The organism is Allobosea sp. P4_C6 (genome assembly GCF_056402015.1).
This window is the reverse complement of the sequence record NZ_JBFUIF010000005.1, coordinates 1-18,408: the sequence shown is the minus strand read 5'-3', so window position 1 is coordinate 18,408 and position 18,408 is coordinate 1. Positions and strand designations below refer to the sequence as shown.

The 18,408-nt window shown below is 67.4% G+C and carries 15 protein-coding genes; 7 read left to right on the top strand and 8 right to left on the bottom strand.

Annotated features, from left to right (window positions below; genetic code table 11):
* Positions 1–300: 300 nt before the first annotated feature.
* Both AC1DVA_RS04870 and AC1DVA_RS04865 read left to right on the top strand, forming a co-directional pair.
* A complete protein-coding gene (locus AC1DVA_RS04870) occupies positions 301–921 on the top strand; it encodes a TetR/AcrR family transcriptional regulator (protein ID WP_265051594.1) in 621 nt (206 codons plus the stop codon).
* Positions 918–2,573, top strand: coding sequence for an acyl-CoA dehydrogenase family protein (locus AC1DVA_RS04865; RefSeq protein ID WP_476805167.1), 1,656 nt, complete (start codon positions 918–920; stop codon positions 2,571–2,573). Before AC1DVA_RS04870 ends, AC1DVA_RS04865 begins: the two co-directional genes overlap by 4 nt.
* Positions 2,574–2,804: 231 nt before the next feature.
* Here AC1DVA_RS04865 and cbiB read toward each other — a convergent pair whose 3' ends face one another.
* A complete protein-coding gene (gene cbiB / locus AC1DVA_RS04860) occupies positions 2,805–3,782 on the bottom strand; it encodes an adenosylcobinamide-phosphate synthase CbiB (protein ID WP_476805166.1) in 978 nt (325 codons plus the stop codon).
* Here cbiB and cobD point away from each other — a divergent pair.
* The 3 genes from cobD (at position 3,781) to AC1DVA_RS04845 (ending at position 7,096) form a co-directional block, all read left to right on the top strand.
* The gene (gene cobD / locus AC1DVA_RS04855; protein WP_265051597.1) at positions 3,781–4,809 is read left to right on the top strand and encodes a threonine-phosphate decarboxylase CobD; all 1,029 of its coding nucleotides are present in this window, start codon (positions 3,781–3,783) and stop codon (positions 4,807–4,809) included. The genes cbiB and cobD overlap by 2 nt on opposite strands.
* A 79-nt stretch (positions 4,810–4,888) precedes the next feature.
* Entirely contained in the window at positions 4,889–5,860 is a 972-nt protein-coding gene (locus tag AC1DVA_RS04850) for a D-2-hydroxyacid dehydrogenase (protein WP_476805165.1), read from the top strand.
* 18 nt (positions 5,861–5,878) lie between these two features.
* A complete protein-coding gene (locus AC1DVA_RS04845; protein ID WP_265051599.1) occupies positions 5,879–7,096 on the top strand; it encodes an MFS transporter in 1,218 nt (405 codons plus the stop codon).
* Between the two features lie 4 nt (positions 7,097–7,100).
* On the opposite strand, the gene AC1DVA_RS04840 is transcribed toward AC1DVA_RS04845, so the two are convergent.
* Together AC1DVA_RS04840 and AC1DVA_RS04835 are read right to left on the bottom strand one after the other, a co-directional pair.
* Entirely contained in the window at positions 7,101–7,613 is a 513-nt protein-coding gene (locus AC1DVA_RS04840; RefSeq protein WP_476805164.1) for a hypothetical protein, read from the bottom strand.
* 257 nt (positions 7,614–7,870) lie between these two features.
* A complete protein-coding gene (locus AC1DVA_RS04835) occupies positions 7,871–9,535 on the bottom strand; it encodes a GMC family oxidoreductase (protein ID WP_476805163.1) in 1,665 nt (554 codons plus the stop codon).
* 261 nt (positions 9,536–9,796) lie between these two features.
* Here AC1DVA_RS04835 and AC1DVA_RS04830 point away from each other — a divergent pair, with 261 nt between their 5' ends.
* Positions 9,797–11,836, top strand: a complete 2,040-nt coding sequence (locus tag AC1DVA_RS04830) for an NAD(+) synthase (RefSeq protein ID WP_476805162.1) — start codon at positions 9,797–9,799, stop codon at positions 11,834–11,836.
* 140 nt (positions 11,837–11,976) lie between these two features.
* On the opposite strand, the gene AC1DVA_RS04825 is transcribed toward AC1DVA_RS04830, so the two are convergent.
* Both AC1DVA_RS04825 and motA read right to left on the bottom strand, forming a co-directional pair.
* Positions 11,977–12,849 (bottom strand): flagellar motor protein MotB, encoded by an 873-nt coding sequence (locus AC1DVA_RS04825; protein WP_476805161.1) that lies wholly within the window; start codon positions 12,847–12,849, stop codon positions 11,977–11,979.
* 28 nt (positions 12,850–12,877) lie between these two features.
* Positions 12,878–13,735, bottom strand: coding sequence for a flagellar motor stator protein MotA (motA, locus tag AC1DVA_RS04820; RefSeq protein ID WP_265051604.1), 858 nt, complete (start codon positions 13,733–13,735; stop codon positions 12,878–12,880).
* Positions 13,736–14,040: 305 nt separating this feature from the next.
* On the opposite strand from motA, the gene AC1DVA_RS04815 reads away from it, so the two are divergent.
* Positions 14,041–14,187: a hypothetical protein gene (locus tag AC1DVA_RS04815; RefSeq protein WP_265051605.1), complete on the top strand. Its 147-nt coding sequence runs from the start codon at positions 14,041–14,043 to the stop codon at positions 14,185–14,187.
* Between the two features lie 346 nt (positions 14,188–14,533).
* Here the strand turns inward: AC1DVA_RS04815 and AC1DVA_RS04810 are convergent, their stop codons facing one another.
* Genes AC1DVA_RS04810 through AC1DVA_RS04800 form a run of 3 tightly spaced genes read right to left on the bottom strand, consistent with a single transcriptional unit; the run spans position 14,534 to position 18,269 of the window.
* Entirely contained in the window at positions 14,534–16,384 is a 1,851-nt protein-coding gene (locus AC1DVA_RS04810) for an ABC transporter ATP-binding protein (RefSeq protein WP_265051607.1), read from the bottom strand.
* An 18-nt stretch (positions 16,385–16,402) separates the two neighbouring features.
* The gene (locus AC1DVA_RS04805; RefSeq protein ID WP_265051608.1) at positions 16,403–17,344 is read right to left on the bottom strand and encodes an ABC transporter permease; all 942 of its coding nucleotides are present in this window, start codon (positions 17,342–17,344) and stop codon (positions 16,403–16,405) included.
* Entirely contained in the window at positions 17,310–18,269 is a 960-nt protein-coding gene (locus AC1DVA_RS04800) for an ABC transporter permease (protein WP_265051609.1), read from the bottom strand. Before AC1DVA_RS04800 ends, AC1DVA_RS04805 begins: the two co-directional genes overlap by 35 nt.
* Positions 18,270–18,408 lie beyond the last annotated feature (139 nt).

Here is an 18,408-nt window from a genome sequence, read left to right as displayed (position 1 = left end):
GGTAAATCGACCCAACCCATTCCAGCAGACGAAGACGGGTAGGAGAGCGCGGGAACCCCTCTCCTGTAAGGAGAGCGGAGGGGTGAGCTGTTTGGAGGGGCATCGCTAGCCCGAGCCCAACCGCGCCGTGAGCACTCGCGTCCCTGGTCCAGCGGCCTCCACCTCATCCTGCCCGCTCCTTCCAGGAGAGGGTTCCCGCGCCTCCATTGCCCGATCGATTACCCTTGCTGGCGGACACTTGACGGAATGGGGTTCCTCTTCATATTGAATTTGAATTCAGATTCAATTTCGAGATCGTGCATGGTCGATGGAACCCCGAAACAACCGCGCAAGGCGGGCAAGCGTGAGGCGATCCTCTCCGCCGCGCGCCGGATCGTCTCGGAGGTCGGCTTCCAGGAAACATCGATTGCCGCAGTGGCCTCCGCCAGCGGCGTCTCCACCGGCAGCGTCTATTCGTATTTCTCCTCCAAGGCCGAGCTGATGGCCCAGATCGTCGCGGCGGTGTCCTCGCGAGAACTCGCCGTGCTGCGCGAGATCGCCGCGAGCGATGCGCCGGTCACCGAGCGCCTGACGTCGGCAGTCGAAGCTTTCGCCCGGCGCGCCTTCGCCAATCGCCGTCTCGCCTGGTCGATGATCGCCGAACCCGCCGATCCGGCCGTCGATGCGACGCGGCTCGACTATCGCCGTGAGATCGCCGGCATCTTCCGCGCACTTGTCGTGGAAGGCGAAGGGCAGGGCGCTTTCCGTCCCGTCGATCCCGACGCCGCCGCGGCGATGATCGTCGGCGGCTTCATGGAAGCGCTGATCGGCCCGCTTTCGCCCGAGCGGCCGATCACCGCCGAACGCGGCCGCGAGATCGCTGCCGCGCTCGCCGATCTCTCCCTCGCCGCGCTGATCTCCCGTGAAGGACAGGCCGCATGACCGCTCTCGATGCATACGGCTACGACACCCACGAGGTGCTGAACCAGGCCCCGGCGCTGGCGGATTACGACGCCTACGCGGCGGACCCCGCGCTCGGACGCATCCTCGACATGTTCGGCGCCGGCTGGTTCCGCGAGCAGGCGAGCGTGGTCGGCGGCCATGTCGGCTCGCAACGCGTGCAGGATCTGGCGCGGCAGGCCAATCGCAGCCTGCCGGAACTGCGGACGCATGATCGCTGGGGCCGGCGCGTCGACCAGATCGAATTCCACCCCGCCTGGCATGAGCTGATGGGGCTCGCCATGCGCGACGAGTTCCATTCGCTCTGCTGGACCAAGCCGCGCTCCGGCGCGCAGGTGGCGCGCGCCGCGGTCTCCTATCTCTGGAACCAGGGCGAGAACGGCATCTGCTGCCCGCTCGGCATGACCTATTCGGCGATCCCCGTCCTGCAGCGCGACCCCGCGCGCTGGGCCGAGTTCGGCAAGCTGATCACCTCCTCCGACTACGATCAGCGTCCGCTGCCGGCAGCGCAGAAGCGCGGCGGCACGGTCGGCATGGCGATGACCGAGAAGCAGGGCGGCTCCGACCTGCGCCAGACCCAGACCGTCGCCACGCGCAACGCCGACGGCACCTATTCTCTCACCGGGCATAAATGGTTCTTCTCCGTCCCGCATTCGGATGTGTTCCTGACGCTGGCGCGGACCGAGGAGGGCGTCTCCTGCTTCGTCGTGCCGGGCTGGCTGCCGGACGGTTCGCGCAACCGGCTGCAGATTCAGCGGCTCAAGGACAAGTGCGGCAACAAGTCGAACGCCTCCTCCGAGGTCGAATTCCGCGGCGTCATCGCTCATCTCATCGGCGAGCCCGGCCATGGCATCCGCGCCGGGCTGGAGATGAACCACTACACGAGGCTCGATTTCGCCGTCGGCTCGGCCGGGCTGATGCGCCATGCGGTCGCGCAGGCGGCGCATCACACCGCCCATCGCCGCGCCTTCCAGAAGGCGCTGATCGACCAGCCGATCATGACCAATGTGATCGCCGACCTCGCTCTGGAGGCCGAAGCCGCCGCCTGGATCGCCTTCCGCTTCGTCCATGCGCTCGATCGCGAGGGCGGGAGCGAGGCGGAAAAGCTGATCGGCCGCATCGGCGCGCCGATCGCCAAATACTGGAACTGCAAGCGCGCCACGCCGGTGGTGGTCGAGGCGCTGGAATGCCATGGCGGCAACGGCTTCATCGAGGACCATCTGATGGCGCGGCTCTATCGCGAGGCGCCGCTCAACGGCATCTGGGAGGGCACGGGCAACGTCGTCTGCCTCGACGTTCTCCGCTCGATCCGCCGCTATCCGGATTGCGTGCCGGCCCTGCTCGACGAATTGCGCGCCGCGCGCGGCAACGATCCGCGCTACGATGCCTTCCTGGCCGAATTGGAGACCGATCTCGTCGACGTGCTCCGCCACGAGCATCTGGCGCGGCGCTTCGTCGAGCGCATGGCGCTTGGCTTGTCGGCCTCGCTGCTGATCCGCCACGCGCCGCATGCGGTGGCGGACGCTTTCGTCGCCTCGCGGCTGGCAGGCGGCTGGTCGGGCCATTTCGGCTCGCTGCCCGTGGGAGCCGATCTTCAGGCGATAGCGCGCCGCGCCGTGCCGTTGCCGGAGTGAAGTCCGGGGCGACGAACGGCACTCGCCGCTAACGGGTTTTACGAGAACCGCGCCCGTCATTCCGGGGCGGGCCGAAGGCCCGAGCCCGGAACCCATGAACACCGTCCGATGGACGTCATGCCGGAGTGTCGGCGCCTTCTCCCGAAAACCCTGTGTCCATGGGTTCCAGGCTTATCGCTGCGCGATGCCCCGGAATGACGGTGTGTTTCCGGAGCAAGTTGATCGTCGGAGTCAAAGCAGCGCGATAGCCGCCAGCAGCGCCGCGAGCGCCCACAGCAGGCCGCAGGCGCGTCGGTACAGCGCAAGCGCGCGCCGGATGTCAGCGGCGTTTGCTTCCGCCCGACCATCGCCCATCCAGTGATCGTCGATGCGGGTATCGCCATAGACGCGCGGGCCCGCCAGCCGCAGCCCGAGCGCACCGGCCATGGCCGCCTCCGGCCAGCCGGCATTGGGCGAGCGGTGCTTGCCGGCGTCGCGCCGCAGGGCTCGCCAGGCACCGCCGGCATCCACCGTCCGGTCAAGTGCCGCCGCAACGATCAGCAGCAGCGCCGTCAATCGCGAGGCCGGCAGGTTGACGAGGTCGTCGAGCCGCGCCGCGGCCCAGCCGAAGGCGAGGTGACGCGGCGTGCGATGGCCGATCATCGAATCGGCCGTGTTGATCGCCTTGTAGGCGGCGATACCCGGCAGGCCTCCGATGCCGAGCCAGAAGGCCGGCGCGGTGATGCCGTCGGAGAAGTTCTCCGCGAGACTCTCGATGGCGGCGCGCGCCACCCCGGCCTCGTCCAGCGTGTTCGGATTGCGCCCGACGATCATCGAGACGGCCTTCCGGCCGCCTTCCAGGCCCTCGCGCTCCAGCCCCTCGGCCACGCGGGCGACGTGTTCGTAAAGGCTGCGCTGGGCGATCAGCGTCGAGGCGACGAGCGCGAGCGGGATGAGGCCGAGCGGCCAGAAGGCCAGGCAGAAGCGCTGGAGCAGCAACGCGGGAGCGATCGTGGCCGCGAGCAGCAGCGCCAGCGCCAGCACGCCCATGGCCTTGCGGGTGACGAAGGACGAGGCCTCGCGGTTCAGCGCCCGGTCCAGCGCTCCAATCAATCGCCCGATCCAGGTGACGGGATGGCCGATTGCGGCATAGAAGCGCTCGGGATAGCCGAACGCCGCCTCGATCGTAAGCGCGAGCACGAGCAGCGGCAGGCTGGCGGAGAGGTTCATGCGGGGCGCGGGCGCGATCGTGGCTGAGGACGACATCTGGCATGGCGGCGATCTCGCCACGGCCCGCGCGCTCTTTCCGGATGCGCCGCAACCGTGGATCGATCTCTCCACCGGGATCAATCCGATCCCCTATCCGCTTCCGGCGCTGCCGTTAAGCCTCTGGACGCGCCTGCCCGGCGCCGATGACGAGGCCGCGCTCATCGCCGCCGCCCGCGCGGCCTACCGGGTGCCGGACGGCGCAGGCATCGTCGCGGCGCCCGGCACGCAAATCCTGATCGAGCTGCTGCCGCATCTCGCGCCGGCCGGGCCCGTCGCCATCCTCGGTCCGACCTATGCGGAACACGCCCATGCCTGGCGCAAGGCGGGCTTCACGGTGATGGAGGCGGCATCGCCCACCGAGGCGGCTGCGACCGTCGTCGTGGTCAATCCCAACAACCCCGATGGCCGCATGCTCTCGCGAACGGAACTCGCCGGCCTCGCCGTCCGCTGTGCCGCGCGCGGCGGCCTGCTCGTCGTCGACGAGGCCTTCGCCGATTTCACGCCGGAGACGAGCCTCGTGCGGGATTTGCCCGCTGGCGCGCTCGTCCTGCGCTCCTTCGGCAAGACCTATGGGCTCGCAGGCCTGCGTCTCGGCTTCGCCATCGGCGCTGCCGATCTGATGGCGCGGCTCCGAGCATCGCTCGGGCCCTGGTCGGTGGCGGGACCTGCCTTGCACGTCGGCGCGCAGGCCCTCGCGGATCGCGATTGGCTCGCCAGGGCCGGCGCAGATCGCAGCCGTGATGCCGCACGCCTGGACGCGCTGCTCGCGCCGTATGGCCGCATCGTGGGCGGCACCAGCCTGTTCCGCCTGTTGGAGACGCCGACTGCATCGGCACTCTTCGTCCGCCTCGGCCGCCACGGCATCTATGTCCGCCGCTTTCAGAGCGCACCCGACCGTTTGCGCTTCGGCCTGCCCGGCGACGAGGCCGCGTGGTCGCGCTTGCAGGCGGCGCTCATTGATGCGCCCGAAACATCGCCACCAGCGTGAAGCTTGCATGCGGCGAGCGCGGGGACAGAAGCCGGCGCGGCGGCTAACGTCCACTGACGGATTCGGGGAGAGACGACGCATGGCATTGCTGCCGCCGGAAGGCGAATTGACGATAGGCTTCGCGCACGCCGCCTATCAGCTCAGGGACGAATTCGCCCGCCGCAATCGCGCCGCCCGCAGCTTCGAGGTCCGCAGCCTCGACGAATTGCGCGAGCGCGGGCCGGAGGCGGATATCATCGTCGTCTCCGGCATGTGGCGTAACGATCTGTTGCCGAGGCTGCCGAAGCTGCGCTTCATCCAGTCGGTCAGCGCCGGCACCGAGCAGTTCGACAAGGCGGCGCTCGGCGCAGCCGGTGTCCGTCTCGCCAGTGCACAGGGCGGCAACGAGCGCGCCGTGGCCGAGCATGCGATGTCGCTGATCCTGGCGCTGACCCGGCAAATCCATTTCGCCCGGGACAATCAGGCAAAGCAGTCCTGGCGGCCGATGATCGGCGATCGCGCGCGCCGCGAGGATGAGCTCGGCGGCAAGACGCTGGTCGTCGTCGGGCTCGGCCGCATCGGCCTGAGGCTGGCGAAGCTCGCGGCGGCCTTCGACATGCGCGTCATCGGCGTGCGCCGCAGCCCCGAGCCGCAGCCGCATGTCGAAGCGATCGTCCATCCCGACAAGCTTGCGGAAACAGTGGCGCAGGCCGATTTCGTCGCGCTGACCTGCCCGCTGACCCCCGAGACGGAAGGGCTGGTCGACGCCCGCATCCTCGCGGCGATGAAGCCCTCCGCCTACCTGATCAATGTCGCGCGTGGCCGCGTGGTCGACGAAGCCGCGTTGTTGGATGCCCTCGGCAATGGCGGGATCGCCGGTGCCGGGCTCGATTGCTTCCATGACGAGCCGCTGCCGGCGGCGTCGCCGTTCTGGCGCCTGCCGCAGGTCATCGTCACCCCGCACAGCGCCGGCGAGACCCGCGCCTATGAGAGCAATGTCATCGATATCCTCATCGACAATCTGGATCGTCTCGCACGCGGCGACGCAGGCCTGCGCAACCAGATCGTCTGACCGGGGCAGATGACGGCCATGGCTTCGCCCAGATTTCTTCGGCCCGGCGGGCCGTCGCTCATCGTCGCGCTCGGCGTCACGCAGGTCTTCGGCTATGGCGCGCTCTACTACGCCTTCACCGTGCTGGCGCCGCGCATCACCGAAAGCTTCGGCTGGCCGCCGGAATGGACCTATGGCGGTCTGGCGGCCGGGCTCTTCCTCGGCGGCGCCGTCGCCCCGGTGACCGGCAGCCTGATAGACCGCTACGGCACGCGGCTGGTGATGACGGTGGGATCGGCCTTGGCCGGGCTGTCCCTGCTGGCGCTGGCGGAGGCGCGGGGCATCGTCAGCTACGTCGCGGCCATGGTCGCGCTGCAGGCGGTGACCACCGCGGTCTTCTACGATGCGGCCTTCGCTGCGCTGACGCAGGCGCGCGGCGGCCAGGCACGGCGCGCCATCAGCCAGCTCACCCTGATCGGCGGCTTCGCCTCGACCCTGTTCTGGCCATTGACCAGCAGCCTGCTGGCGGTCCTCGACTGGCGCGGCGTCTACAGGCTCTACGGCCTGTCGCAGATCCTGGTCTGCATGCCGTTGCACCTCCTCTTCCTGCCGGGGCGGGTGAAGCGTCCGGTGGCGGCGCATGCCTCTGGCGCAGCCGCATCGGCCCCGGCGGAACCCGAAACGGCCTATCTCACGGGCGATGCCCGCCGCCGCGCCTTCCTGTGGCTGGCGCTGGCCTTTTCGCTGCAGGGCTTCGTCGTCTCGGCCATGGCGATCCACCTGCTGACGCTGCTGCGCGGCTTCGGCCTCGGCGCTGCGGTCGCGGTCGGCATCGGCGCGATGCTCGGGCCCTCTCAGGTGGCGGGGCGATTGGTCGAGATGCTGTTCGGCCGCGCCGTCTCGCCGGTCACCACCGCCTGGGTTTCCGCCTGCCTGATGCCGCTTGGTCTTGCGCTGCTGCTGGTCGGCGGATCGCTGCCGGTGGTCGCCGGCCTCTTTGCCGTTGCCTTCGGCATCAGCATGGGGCTGAGTTCGATCGTGCGCGGCACGGTGCCGTTGCAACTGTTCGGGCCGGTCGGCTTCGGCGCGACGATGGGCAAGCTCTCGGCGCCCGGCCTCGTCATCAAGGCGGCGGCGCCGCTGGCCTTCGCCGTGGCGCTGGAGCGCGGCGGCGTGACGGTCTCGACGCTGCTGCTGATCGCCTTCTCGGCCCTGGCTGCCGTCGCGCTCTTCCTGCTGGCACGCAGCCGGCGCTGAGCTTTCAGGCCAGCAGCCCCTGCCACCAGCGCCGGGCGGCATCGCGCGTGCGGATGGCGAAGGCATAGGCGGCCGATGCCCGCACCCAGCTCAGAACCTGGTCGCGTATGCGGATCACGATCCCCATGATCCCTGCGAACCAGCCATAGCTCATCAGCTTCTCGCGCCCGGCATGATAGATGCGCTCGACGATCAGGAAGCTGGCGAGATGGGCGAGGCCGAGCACGATCAGCCCCGGCCAGAAGGCGCCGCGTGCCATCATGACGAGGCCGAGCAGCTTCAGCGGCTCGGCGATGGCGAAGGGCACGGCGAGCGCCAGCAGCACGAGCGGGCGCGGCAGCCCGGCCACGGCTTCCTCGAGGCGATGAACCAGCCGCAGCGATGAAAACCAGCGGATGAGCGGCCGGTAGAGCGGCCGCGCGACCTCGTCGATGATGATGAATACCGTCAGGACCGCGCGGACGATCCCGAGCGCGAGCCGCTTGGGCAGGCTCCTGTCGTTCGAAACTGGGGGCATGGCGTGATCCGGCGTGAAGCCGTCCTTAATAGGCCGGTCTTTATGGCGTTTCGAAGCCCGAAACGAAGATCGCGAGAGCCTCTCACGCTTTGAAGCGTGCTGCGTTTTCGTGGAAACGCGAGTCATCCCGGACGGAGCGAAGCGCAGATCCGGGATCCATGCCTGACGATTGTTGGACACGCTCTGGCATGGATCCCGGGTCAAGCCCGGGATGACGTCGCGGGTCTGTAGAAATCAGCAAATCTTTGCGGTGCAACTCAGCTGCGCGCGTCCTCCTTGAGCATCGCCACGCCCTTCTCGGCGATCATCATGGTCGGGTTGGCCGTGTTTCCCGAGGTGATGGCCGGCATCACCGAGGCGTCGATGACGCGCAGGCCCGTGACGCCTCGCACTCTCAAGCGCTCGTCCAGCACGGCGCCGGGATCGTCGTCGCGCCCCATCCTCGCCGTGCCGACCGGGTGGAAGATCGTGGTGCCGAGCTTGGCGGCAGCGTCCAGCAGCGCTTCGTCCGAGTCGGCCTCCGCGCCCGGCAGGTATTCCTCCGGCTGGAAGCGTGCCAGCGGCGCCTGCGCCACGATCCGCCGGGTCAGCTTCAGCGCGTCGATCGCGACCTGCCGGTCCTCCTCGGTGTCGAAATAGTTAGGGGAGATCACCGGCGTGTCGTGCACGTCGGCGGAACGGAGATGGACGCTGCCGCGGCTGGTCGGCCTGAGATTGCAGACACTCGCCGTGAACGCGTCGAAGGGGTGCAAGCCCGAGCCCCAGCTGTCGAGCGAGAGCGGCTGGAAATGGTATTGCAGGTTTGCCGTCGCATAATGCGGCGCGGATTTGGCGAAGGCGCCGACCTGCGAGGGCGCCATCGTCAGCGGGCCGGAGCGCAGCGCCGCCCATTGCAACGCCATCAGCGGGCGCCGCCAGACCTTGGCGTAGTCGCTGTTCAGCGTCTTGACCCCCTGGACCTTGTAGACCGGCCGGATCTGGAGATGGTCCTGCAGGTTCTCGCCGACGCCGGGCGCATCCACCAAGGTCTCCAGCCCGAGGCTCTGCAGGCGCGTGCCATTGCCGATACCGGAGCGTTCGAGCAGCAGCGGGGAGGCGATAGCGCCGGCCGAGAGCACGACCTCGCCGCTGACCTCGACCCTCAGCTTCTCCTCGCTGGGTGTTCCCAGGCCATGGGTGAATTCGACCGCCTTGGCCCGGCCGTTCTCGAAGACGATGCGCTCGACATGGACGCGCGTCTCCAGCCGCAGGTTGGTGCGGTCGCGCTGTTCCAGCAGCGGCTTCAAGAAGGCGCGATAGGCGCTCAAGCGGCGCCCGCGCCGCTGGTTCACCTGGAAATAGGATGATCCCTCGTTGTCGCCGGTGTTGAAATCCGGGATCTTGGCGATGCCGGCAGCCTCGGCCGCGTCGCGGATGGCGTCGAGGATCGCCCAGCGCACGCGCGGATGCTCGACGCGCCATTCCCCGCCGGCCTTGTGCAGCCCGCCGGGCGGCGGCGCGATATGGTCCTCATGCCTGAGGAAATAGGGCAGCACCTCGTCCCAGCCCCAGCCGGTCAGCCCGAGCTGGCGCCAGCCGTCATAATCGGCCGCCTGGCCGCGCATATAGACCATGGCGTTGATCGCCGAGGAGCCGCCTACGACCTTGCCGCGCGGATAGGCCAGCGCCCGCCCGCCGAGGCCGGGCTGGGGCTCGGTCTGGAACAGCCAGTCGGCGCGGGGATTGCCGATTGCGAAGAGATAGCCGACCGGAATGTGGAGCCAAATCCAGTCGTCCAGCCCGCCCGCTTCCAGCACGAGGACCTTGGTGTCCGGATCGGCCGCGAGGCGGTTGGCGACGACGCAGCCGGCCGATCCTGCGCCGATGACGACGTAGTCGAAGCTGCCGATCAGGCGGCGGTCGGAAGGCACGGCGTCGGACATGGCGTTTCCCGGGGGTGCGGCGGCTGCGATGTCCGCTCTTCGATCCCTGAGGGATACTGTGCGCCATGCCGGCCGGCAATCGCACGGGCTTGCGACGTTCGGCCCATCTGCGGATGGGACGGAGCGCCCGGTTCGGCGCGTTCGGCCGTCCATGTCGCCGCATCGGCGCAGCCCTGCCGGCGCCCGGCTTGCTTACCGCCTCGCGCCTGCGCGATAAGCGGTGCAGGCCGGCTCGCTGCCTGTCGGCCCGACGGAGTGACGATGAGCTTCCGCAACATTCACGCCCACGGCCTCGTCCGGATCGCATGCGCCGCGCCGCGGCTGAAGGTTGCCGATCCCGCCTTCAATGTGGCGGAGACCATCGCGCTGCTGCGCCGAGCCGATGAAGGCGCCGCCTCGCTCTGCTTGTTTCCGGAACTCGGCATCAGCGCCTATGCGATCGACGACCTGCTGCAGCAGAACGCGCTGCTCGACGCGGTGCGTGAGGCCCTGTCGCGGCTCGTCGAGGAAAGCCGGAGCCTGCGCTGCGTCGCGGTCGTCGGTGCGCCCCTGCGCGTCGAGGGGCGGCTGTTCAACTGCGCCGTCACGATCCATCGCGGCCGCATCCTCGCCGCCGTGCCGAAGACCTATCTGCCGAACTACCGCGAATTCTACGAGCGCCGGCAGTTCGCCTCGGGCGAGCGCGCCGGTGCGCTCTATATCGATCTCTGCGGCCAGGAGGTGCCTTTCGGCACGGACATCCTGCTCGCCGCTTCCGACATCCCCGATCTCGTCGTCCATATGGAGATCTGCGAGGACGTCTGGACGCCGATCCCGCCGAGCTCCTTCGCCGCGCTCGCCGGCGCGACCGTGCTGCTCAACCTCTCGGCTTCAAACGTCACCATCGGCAAGTCGGACTGGCGCCACTCTCTTTGCAAGGCGCATTCAGGGCGCTGCATCGCCGCCTATGCCTACTCCGCCGCCGGCACCGGCGAATCGACCACCGATCTCGCCTGGGACGGGCAGGCGATGATCTACGAGAACGGCGAGCTGCTGGCCGAGGCCGAGCGCTTCGCCGCCGAGCCGCAGCTCATCCTCGCCGATATCGACCTCGAGCGGCTGGCGATGGACCGCATCCGCCAGAACACCTTCGGCGACAGCGCCGACATGCATCGCGACAGGCTCGGCTTCCGCCGTATCGACTTCACGCTCGATCCGGATCGCGGCTCGGATCTGGGCCTCGCCCGCACGATCGAGCGCTTCCCCTTCGTGCCGAATGACGATGCCCGGCTGAACGAGCTTTGCTTCGAGGCCTACAACATCCAGTCGCACGGGCTGCGCAAGCGGCTGGAGAGCACGCGGCTCGACAAGGTGGTGATCGGCGTCTCCGGCGGCCTCGATTCGACGCAGGCGCTGATCGTCGCGGCCCATACCTTCGATGCGCTCGGCCTCCCCCGGCAGAACATCCTCGCCTACACCCTGCCGGCCTTCGCCACGAGCAAGGACACCAAGGACAACGCCTGGCGGCTGATGAGATCGCTCGGTGTCAGCGCCGAGGAGATCGACATGACGCCGGCCTGCCGGCAGATGCTGATCGATATCGGCCATCCCTTCGCCAAGGGCGAGCCGGTCTACGACATCACCTTCGAGAACGTGCAGGCGGGCGCCCGCACCTCCGTGCTGTTCCGCCTCGCCAACCGGCACAACGCGCTGGTGATGGGCACCGGCGACCTTTCGGAGCTGGCGCTCGGCTGGTGCACCTATGGCGTCGGCGATCACATGTCGCATTACAACGTCAACGGCTCAGTGCCGAAGACGCTGATCCAGCATCTCATCCGCTGGGTGGCGCAATCCGGCCGCTTCGGTGCGGAAGCCTCGGCTGTGATGCTCGACATCCTCGCCACCGAGATTTCCCCCGAGCTGGTGCCGGGCGATGGCGACAAGCCGGCCCAGAAGACCGAGGATTTCGTCGGCCCCTATGCGCTGCAGGACTTCAACCTGTTTTACACCACGCGCTACGGCTTCAAGCCCAGCAAGATCGCCTTCCTGGCCGAGCATGCCTGGCGCGACGCGACCGCCGGCGACTGGCCGCCGAACATGGAGGCGGCCAAGCGCGTCGCCTATGATTTACCGGTGATCAAGCGCTGGCTCGGCGTCTTCATCCGGCGCTTCTTCGAGACCAGCCAGTTCAAGCGCTCGGCCATGCCGAACGGTCCCAAGGTCTCCTCCGGCGGCTCGCTCTCGCCCCGCGGCGACTGGCGCGCCCCGAGCGACGCTTCGGCTGCGCCGTGGTTGAAGGATTGGGAGAGGATTCCGGATTGAAGGGAGGGCTTAGGTTATTGGGTTCGATCCCGGCGCAAACGACGGATTTCGGTACGTCGTCGCAATGGTCACCCTCTTACGTCGTGTCAGCCATTGAGCTCATTCTCAAACGACTCTGAGGCCGCCGAGGCGCCCTGTCGTCAGGGAATGACGCCCGGGGGTAGCGGCGGCTCCGCATTGAGCAGCGTGATCGTCACCCGTCGGTTCGGCGGGGTGTAGGGATTGTCGACGAAGAGCGGCTCGGTGTCCGCGCGTCCCACCACGGAAACGAAGCGGTTGCTGGAGAGCCCGGCGCCCGACAGTATCTCGCGCACGGCGAGCGCTCGCCCGGCGGTGAGGCTCCAGGAATCGACGGCCTGCACCGAGCCCGGGCGCGCGGCGGTCGTATGGCCGGCGACAGACAGTTGGTTGGGCAGCCGGCGCAGGGTGGGCGCGAGCGCCTCCAGCACGAGACGAGTGCGCTCGTAGGGCTGGACCGAGCCCTCGGGGAACATGGTGCGGCCGTACTCGTCCACGAGGGAAACGTTCAACCCCTCCTTGGTCGGCTCGATCACGATGTTGCGCGACAGCTCGGCAATTTCGGGCATCTTCTGGAGCGCCTGCCGGAGGCTGGCTATGGCGCTGTAGTTGGCCTGCACGCCGGCGGCCGGGCGGCTGACCTCGCGGTCGCTGGCGCGGCCCGAATTTGTTGGGCGCGCTTTGTCGTCCTGCCCGGTAGTGCCCCTCGCCGCGTCGCGGGGCGCCGACGGCTTGTTGCCTGCCTTGTCTAGGACGGTGCCCATCAGGACGCCGCCAGCGCCACTGGTTGTAGGACTCGGAGCCGCCGGCGCGAAGTATTCCGCCAAGCCGATCTTCTGCTCCTGCGTCGTCATGCTAATCAGCCACATCAGCAGAAAGAACGCCATCATGGCGGTCACGAAGTCCGCATAGGCGATCTTCCAGGCCCCGCCATGGTGCGCATGAGCGGCCTTCTTGACCTTCTTGATGATAATCGGCTGGGGGGGCTTGGCCATCGAGTCCCTATTGGAGATTGGGTCAGATCTAGGCGGGCAGATCGGCGGTTGCCGCTTCCACTTCGCTGAAGGTCGGGCGGACGTCGCTCATCAGAGCCTTGCGGGCAAATTCTACCGCCATCACCGGCGGCTGGCCGCTGATATGGGCGAGGAGACCCGCCTTGAGTGAAAGGTAGTATTTGGATTCCGCCTCGTAGATGCCCTTGAGCGACTGCGCCATGGGCCCGAAGAAGCCGTAGGCGACGAAGACGCCGAAGAAGGTGCCGACGAGCGCGCCGCCGATCAGATGTCCCAGCACCTCCGGCGGCTCGGTGATCGCCCCCATCGTCTTGATCACGCCGAGCACGGCGGCGACGATGCCGAGCGCCGGTGTTCCGTCGGCGAGCGACTGCATGGCCGCAACGACACGCTCCTGCTCCTGGTGGTGCGTCTCCAGTTCCTCGTCCATGAGAGCGTCCATCTCGTGGACGTTGTTGGCGCCCATCGTCAACATCCGCATGTAGTCGCAGACGAACTCGACCGCATGATGGTTCGCTGCAAAAGTCGGGAAGGCGTTGAACAGCGTGGACTCGCTCGGATTATCGATGTGCTCCTCGACCGCGAGCATGCCCTTCTGCTTCACGAATTTGTACAATGAATACTGCATCCCCAGCAGTTCGACATAGCATTCCTGCTTGTACTTGGGGCCCTTCATGAGCGTGCCGAGCATGGCGGGCACGGCCTTGAGCACCGGCGCGGGGTTGCCGATGACGAAGGCACCGATCGCTGCACCGAGGATGATGACGAACTCGAACGGCTGCCAAAGGACCTCAAGGTGGCCACCCATCGCCGCGTAGCTGCCGAAGACGCAGACGAAGACGATGATTGTGCCGACGATCAGCCGCATGGTTTGCTACCCTCGCACCGCAGCAGGTACAGCCACGCGAAGCCACTACTGGTCCGACGAAATGACCGATCAAGGTTAATGGCGAGTTTACAGCCATTGGCACGCGGGCTTGTAAGCGTCGTCGTCCTCCGGCCACGGCTTTGAGGCTTGGGGCGGCAGGGCCGGCCCACGGGAGGAAATCGGGGTGCGATGAGCCTCCGCCAATCCCGGTGATCGGCGTCCAATAGGGGACCGTTTCCCGCGGTCTACGCTGCGCCGCTTTGCTGTGGCGCGGCGAGGCTGAGGATGACGCGGGTGAGAGCCAGGTGGGCAACGTGTGCAAGCGCTTCCTCGCGCCGACGCAGCGCTTCGCAAGCTACAAGGAGCCGAACGCCAGGCTTGCCGAACGCTACGTCACGCACGCCAAGGCGACGGCTCCCCCTCGGTTCCGTGGACCATCTGGCATGCTCTGATTGCGTTCTCTCGCCGGCGCCAATCCAACCCTCCGGACAACGTATCGAGTCGCTGGAAAGCTGACCAAGAAGGTTGACCGCATATCGGACTTTTAGCCGATGCTTGCTGAGTGCCGCAGAACAGAACTGTCACTCCGCTTGGGGGCGCAGCCAGCACTGGCGTAACGAGGCGGAACGAGGAGTGTCCGGATTTGGGCGATCTCCCAATGTCCGGTTGTGGCGCGATCAGGTCGTTTGCGGCGCCGGTCGCGAAGTTCGGCTATCCACCCAAATAGAGCATTCCCTGCAGCCCAACAAAAAGCCCGCGGCGCGAGCCGCGGGCTGATCGTTTTACGCTTCGAAGGCCTCAGGCCGCGACGGCGGCCGGCTCCTTCTTCTCCCATTCCTCGCCCCAGATCATCACGGCATGGCCGGGGGAGACCTCGCGATACTGGCGCACCGGCACGACGTAATCGGGCGCCCGCACTGGGCTCTTGATCTCGTCGTTGGTGACGGGGCGCTTCTCGGAGCGCCGGGTCGGATCGGCGATCGGTACCGCCGCCAGCAGCCGCTTGGTGTAGGGGTGCTGCGGATTGCCGAAGATCGCCTCGCGCGGGCCGATCTCGACGATCTCGCCGAGATACATCACGGCGACGCGATGGCTGACGCGCTCCACCACCGCCATGTCGTGCGAGATGAAGAGATAGCCCAGCCCCATGCGGGCCTGCAGGTCGAGCATCAGGTTCACCACCTGCGCCTTGACCGAGACGTCGAGCGCCGAGACGGCCTCGTCCGCCACGATCAGCCGCGGCTCGACCGCGAGCGCCCGCGCGATGCAGATGCGCTGGCGCTGGCCGCCCGAGAACTCGTGCGGGAAGCGGTTCGCCATTTCCGGCAGCAGGCCGACGCGCTTGAGCAGGTCGGCGACCTTGTCACGGGCTTCCGAACGGGTGGCGAGATTGTTGATCAGGAGCGGCTCGGCGACGGCGGTGCCGATGTTCATGCGCGGGTTGAGCGACGCGAACGGGTCCTGGAAGATCATCTGCATGCGCTTGCGCTGTTCGCGCAGGTCATGCTGGTTGAGCTTGAGCACGTCGACGCCGTCGAGCAGCACGGAGCCCGCCAGCGGCTCGATCAGGCGCATCACCGAGCGGCCGGTGGTGGACTTGCCGCAGCCGGATTCGCCGACCAGCGCCAGCGTCTCGCCGGCTTTGAGGCTGAAGGAGACGTTCTCGACCGCATGCACCCGGCCCCTGACGGAGCTGAGCAGGCCGCCGCGGATCTCGAAGCGCGTGGTCAGGCCGGAGACCTCGAGCACCGGGCGCTCGGCCGCCTGGACGGTATCGGGCACTTCGGTCGGCACGTCGGAATCGCCGGTGGCGCGGTCGACGACCGGGAAGCGCATCGGCCGGCGGCGGCCTTCCATCGAGCCGAGCTTCGGCACGGCCGAGAGCAGCGACTTGGTGTAGGGCTTCTGCGGCCTGGCGAAGATGTCCTCGGTGTTGCCGGTCTCGATCTCGTCGCCATTGTACATGACGACCGTGCGGTCGGCGATCTCGGCGACGACGCCCATGTCGTGGGTGATGAAGAGGACGGACATGCCCTCCTCGTCCTGCAGCGTCTTGATCAGTTCGAGGATCTGCGCCTGGATCGTCACGTCGAGGGCGGTTGTCGGCTCGTCGGCGATCAGCAGCTTCGGCTTGCAGGCCAGCGCCATCGCGATCATCACGCGCTGGCGCATGCCGCCCGAGAAGCGGTGCGGGTACTCGTGGAAGCGCGACTTCGCGGCGGGAATGCGGACCTTCTCCAGCAGGCGGATGGTCTCGGCCTCGGCCTCGGAGCGCGACAGGCCGCGATGCAGGATCAGCGCTTCGGCGATCTGGAAGCCGATGGTCAGCACCGGGTTCAGCGAGGTCATCGGCTCCTGGAAGATCATCGCGATCTCGTTGCCGCGGATGTGCCGCATGTCGGAATCCGGCAGCGTCAGCAGCTCCTTGCCGTTGAGCTTGATCGAGCCTTCGATCTTGCTCGAGCCGGGCGGGGTCAGCCGCATGATCGAGAGCGCGGTCACGCTCTTGCCGGAGCCGGATTCACCGACGACCGCCAGCGTTTCCTTCGGCTTGATGTCGAAGGAGATGTTGCGGACGACCGATTTCCAATGGCCTTCCACTCGGAAGGAGGTCGTGAGGTTCGAAACGGACAGGATCGGGGAGGTCATCTCAGGTCCTTCTCTGGATCAGATCACGCGGCGCGGGTCGAGCGCATCGCGCAGGCCGTCGCCGATGAAGTTGATCGACAACACGGTGAGGAAGATTGCAGCGCCGGGGAACAGTGCCCAGTGCGGCGCGGAGTCGAGATGGTCCTTGGCGTCGAACAGCAGGCGACCCCAGGTCGGGATATCCGGCGGGAAGCCGAGGCCGAGGAAGGAGAGCGTCGATTCCGCGATGATGGCCGAGGACACCTCGATGGTGGAGGCGACGATCACCGGGCCGAGCGCGTTCGGCAGGATGTGGCGGGTCATCTGGCGCAGCTTGGTCGCGCCCTGTGCGCGGGCGGCCTCGACGAACTCCTTCTCGCGCAGCGAGAGGAACTGCGCGCGCACCAGCCGGGCCACCGGCATCCAGCGCAACCCGCCGATGACGACGACGATCAGCACGAAGACGCCGCCCTCCACCCCGAACAAGGCCTTCAGCTGCTCGCGGAACAGGTAGATGATCAGCAGCAGCAGCGGCAGCTGCGGCAGCGACAGGAACAGGTCCGTCACCCACATCAGCACGGGGTCGGCGACCTTGCGCGACATGCCGGCGAAGGCGCCGATGATGACGCCGACGGTCGTCGCGACGATCATCGCGGCAAGGCCGACGGCGAGCGAGATGCGCCCGCCATACATCATGCGCGCCAGAATATCCTGGCCGAGGTCGTCGGTGCCGAGCGGGTGCGCCCAGGACGGCCCCTGCAACTGTGCCGAGAAGTCGATGTCGTTGATCGCGACCGGCCAGAACCACGGGCCGACGACGACGCTGAGGATCAGGAAGGCGAGCACGACGGCGCTGGCCATGGCGAGCTTGTGCCGGCGGAACCGGCGCCACGTCTCGCGCCCCGGCGAGACCGCGACGGTGGCGGCTGCGGCCGTCACGATCGGATCAGCTGAAGGAGATGCGAGGGTCGAGCCAGCCATAAAGGACATCCGCAATGAGATTGAACATGACCACCAGGCAAGCGAAGACGAAGGTCACCGCCATGATCACAGGTGTGTCGTTGGCGAGGATCGCGTCGATCAGAAGCGAGCCGATGCCGGGGATTCGGAAGATCTGCTCGGTCACGATGGCGCCGCCGAACACGGCGGGCATCTGCAGCGCGACCAGCGTCACCACCGGGATCAGCGCGTTGCGCGTGATGTGCCGCAGCGTGACCTTGCGCTCGCTGAGGCCCTTGGCGCGCGCGGTGGTGACATAGTCGAGCCGGATGACGTCGAGCACGGCCGAGCGGACATAGCGCGTATAGGAGGCCGCCTGGAACAGGCCGAGCACCATGATCGGCATGATCGCCTGGCGGAACATCTCCCAGTACCAGCGCCAGCCGGTCGCGGCGACGTCGGAACGATAGACGAAGGGGAACCAGTCTAGCGAGACCGAGAAGATCAGGATGAAGAGCAGGCCGGTGAAGAAGGTCGGCAGAGAGAAGCCGACGAATGCCAGCGTGTTGGCGATCTGGTCGAAGATCGAATAGGGCCGCGTCGCCGCGTAGATGCCGACCGGCAGGGCGATGCATAGCGCCAGGATCTGCGAGGAGCCGACCACGAACAGCGTCGTCGGCACGCGCTGCAGGATGAGCTTGTCGACATTGATGCGGCTGGCGAAGGAGAAGCCCCAGTCGCCCTGGGCCATGGCGCCGAGCCAGCGCAGATAGCGCACCATGATCGGGTCGTTCAGGCCGAAGCTGGCGCGGATGGCTTCGCGCACCTCGGGCGGCACGTTGGGATTGGTCGCCATTTCGGAGAACGGATCGCCCGGCGCCAATGCAAGCACCGTGAACAGGATCACGCTGATTCCGAGAAGACTTGGAATGGCGATCAACAGCCGCCGTATGAGATAGGTCGCCATATAGTTTCTTCTCTTTGCGTGCGCGGCACCGCCGCGGACTGAACGCCGATTGCAACCGGCCCATCCTTGCGGCTTGCCGCAGCCGAAAGGATGGGCCGGGTACAAAAGCGGCCCCTCGCGGAGACGAATCTCGAATCTC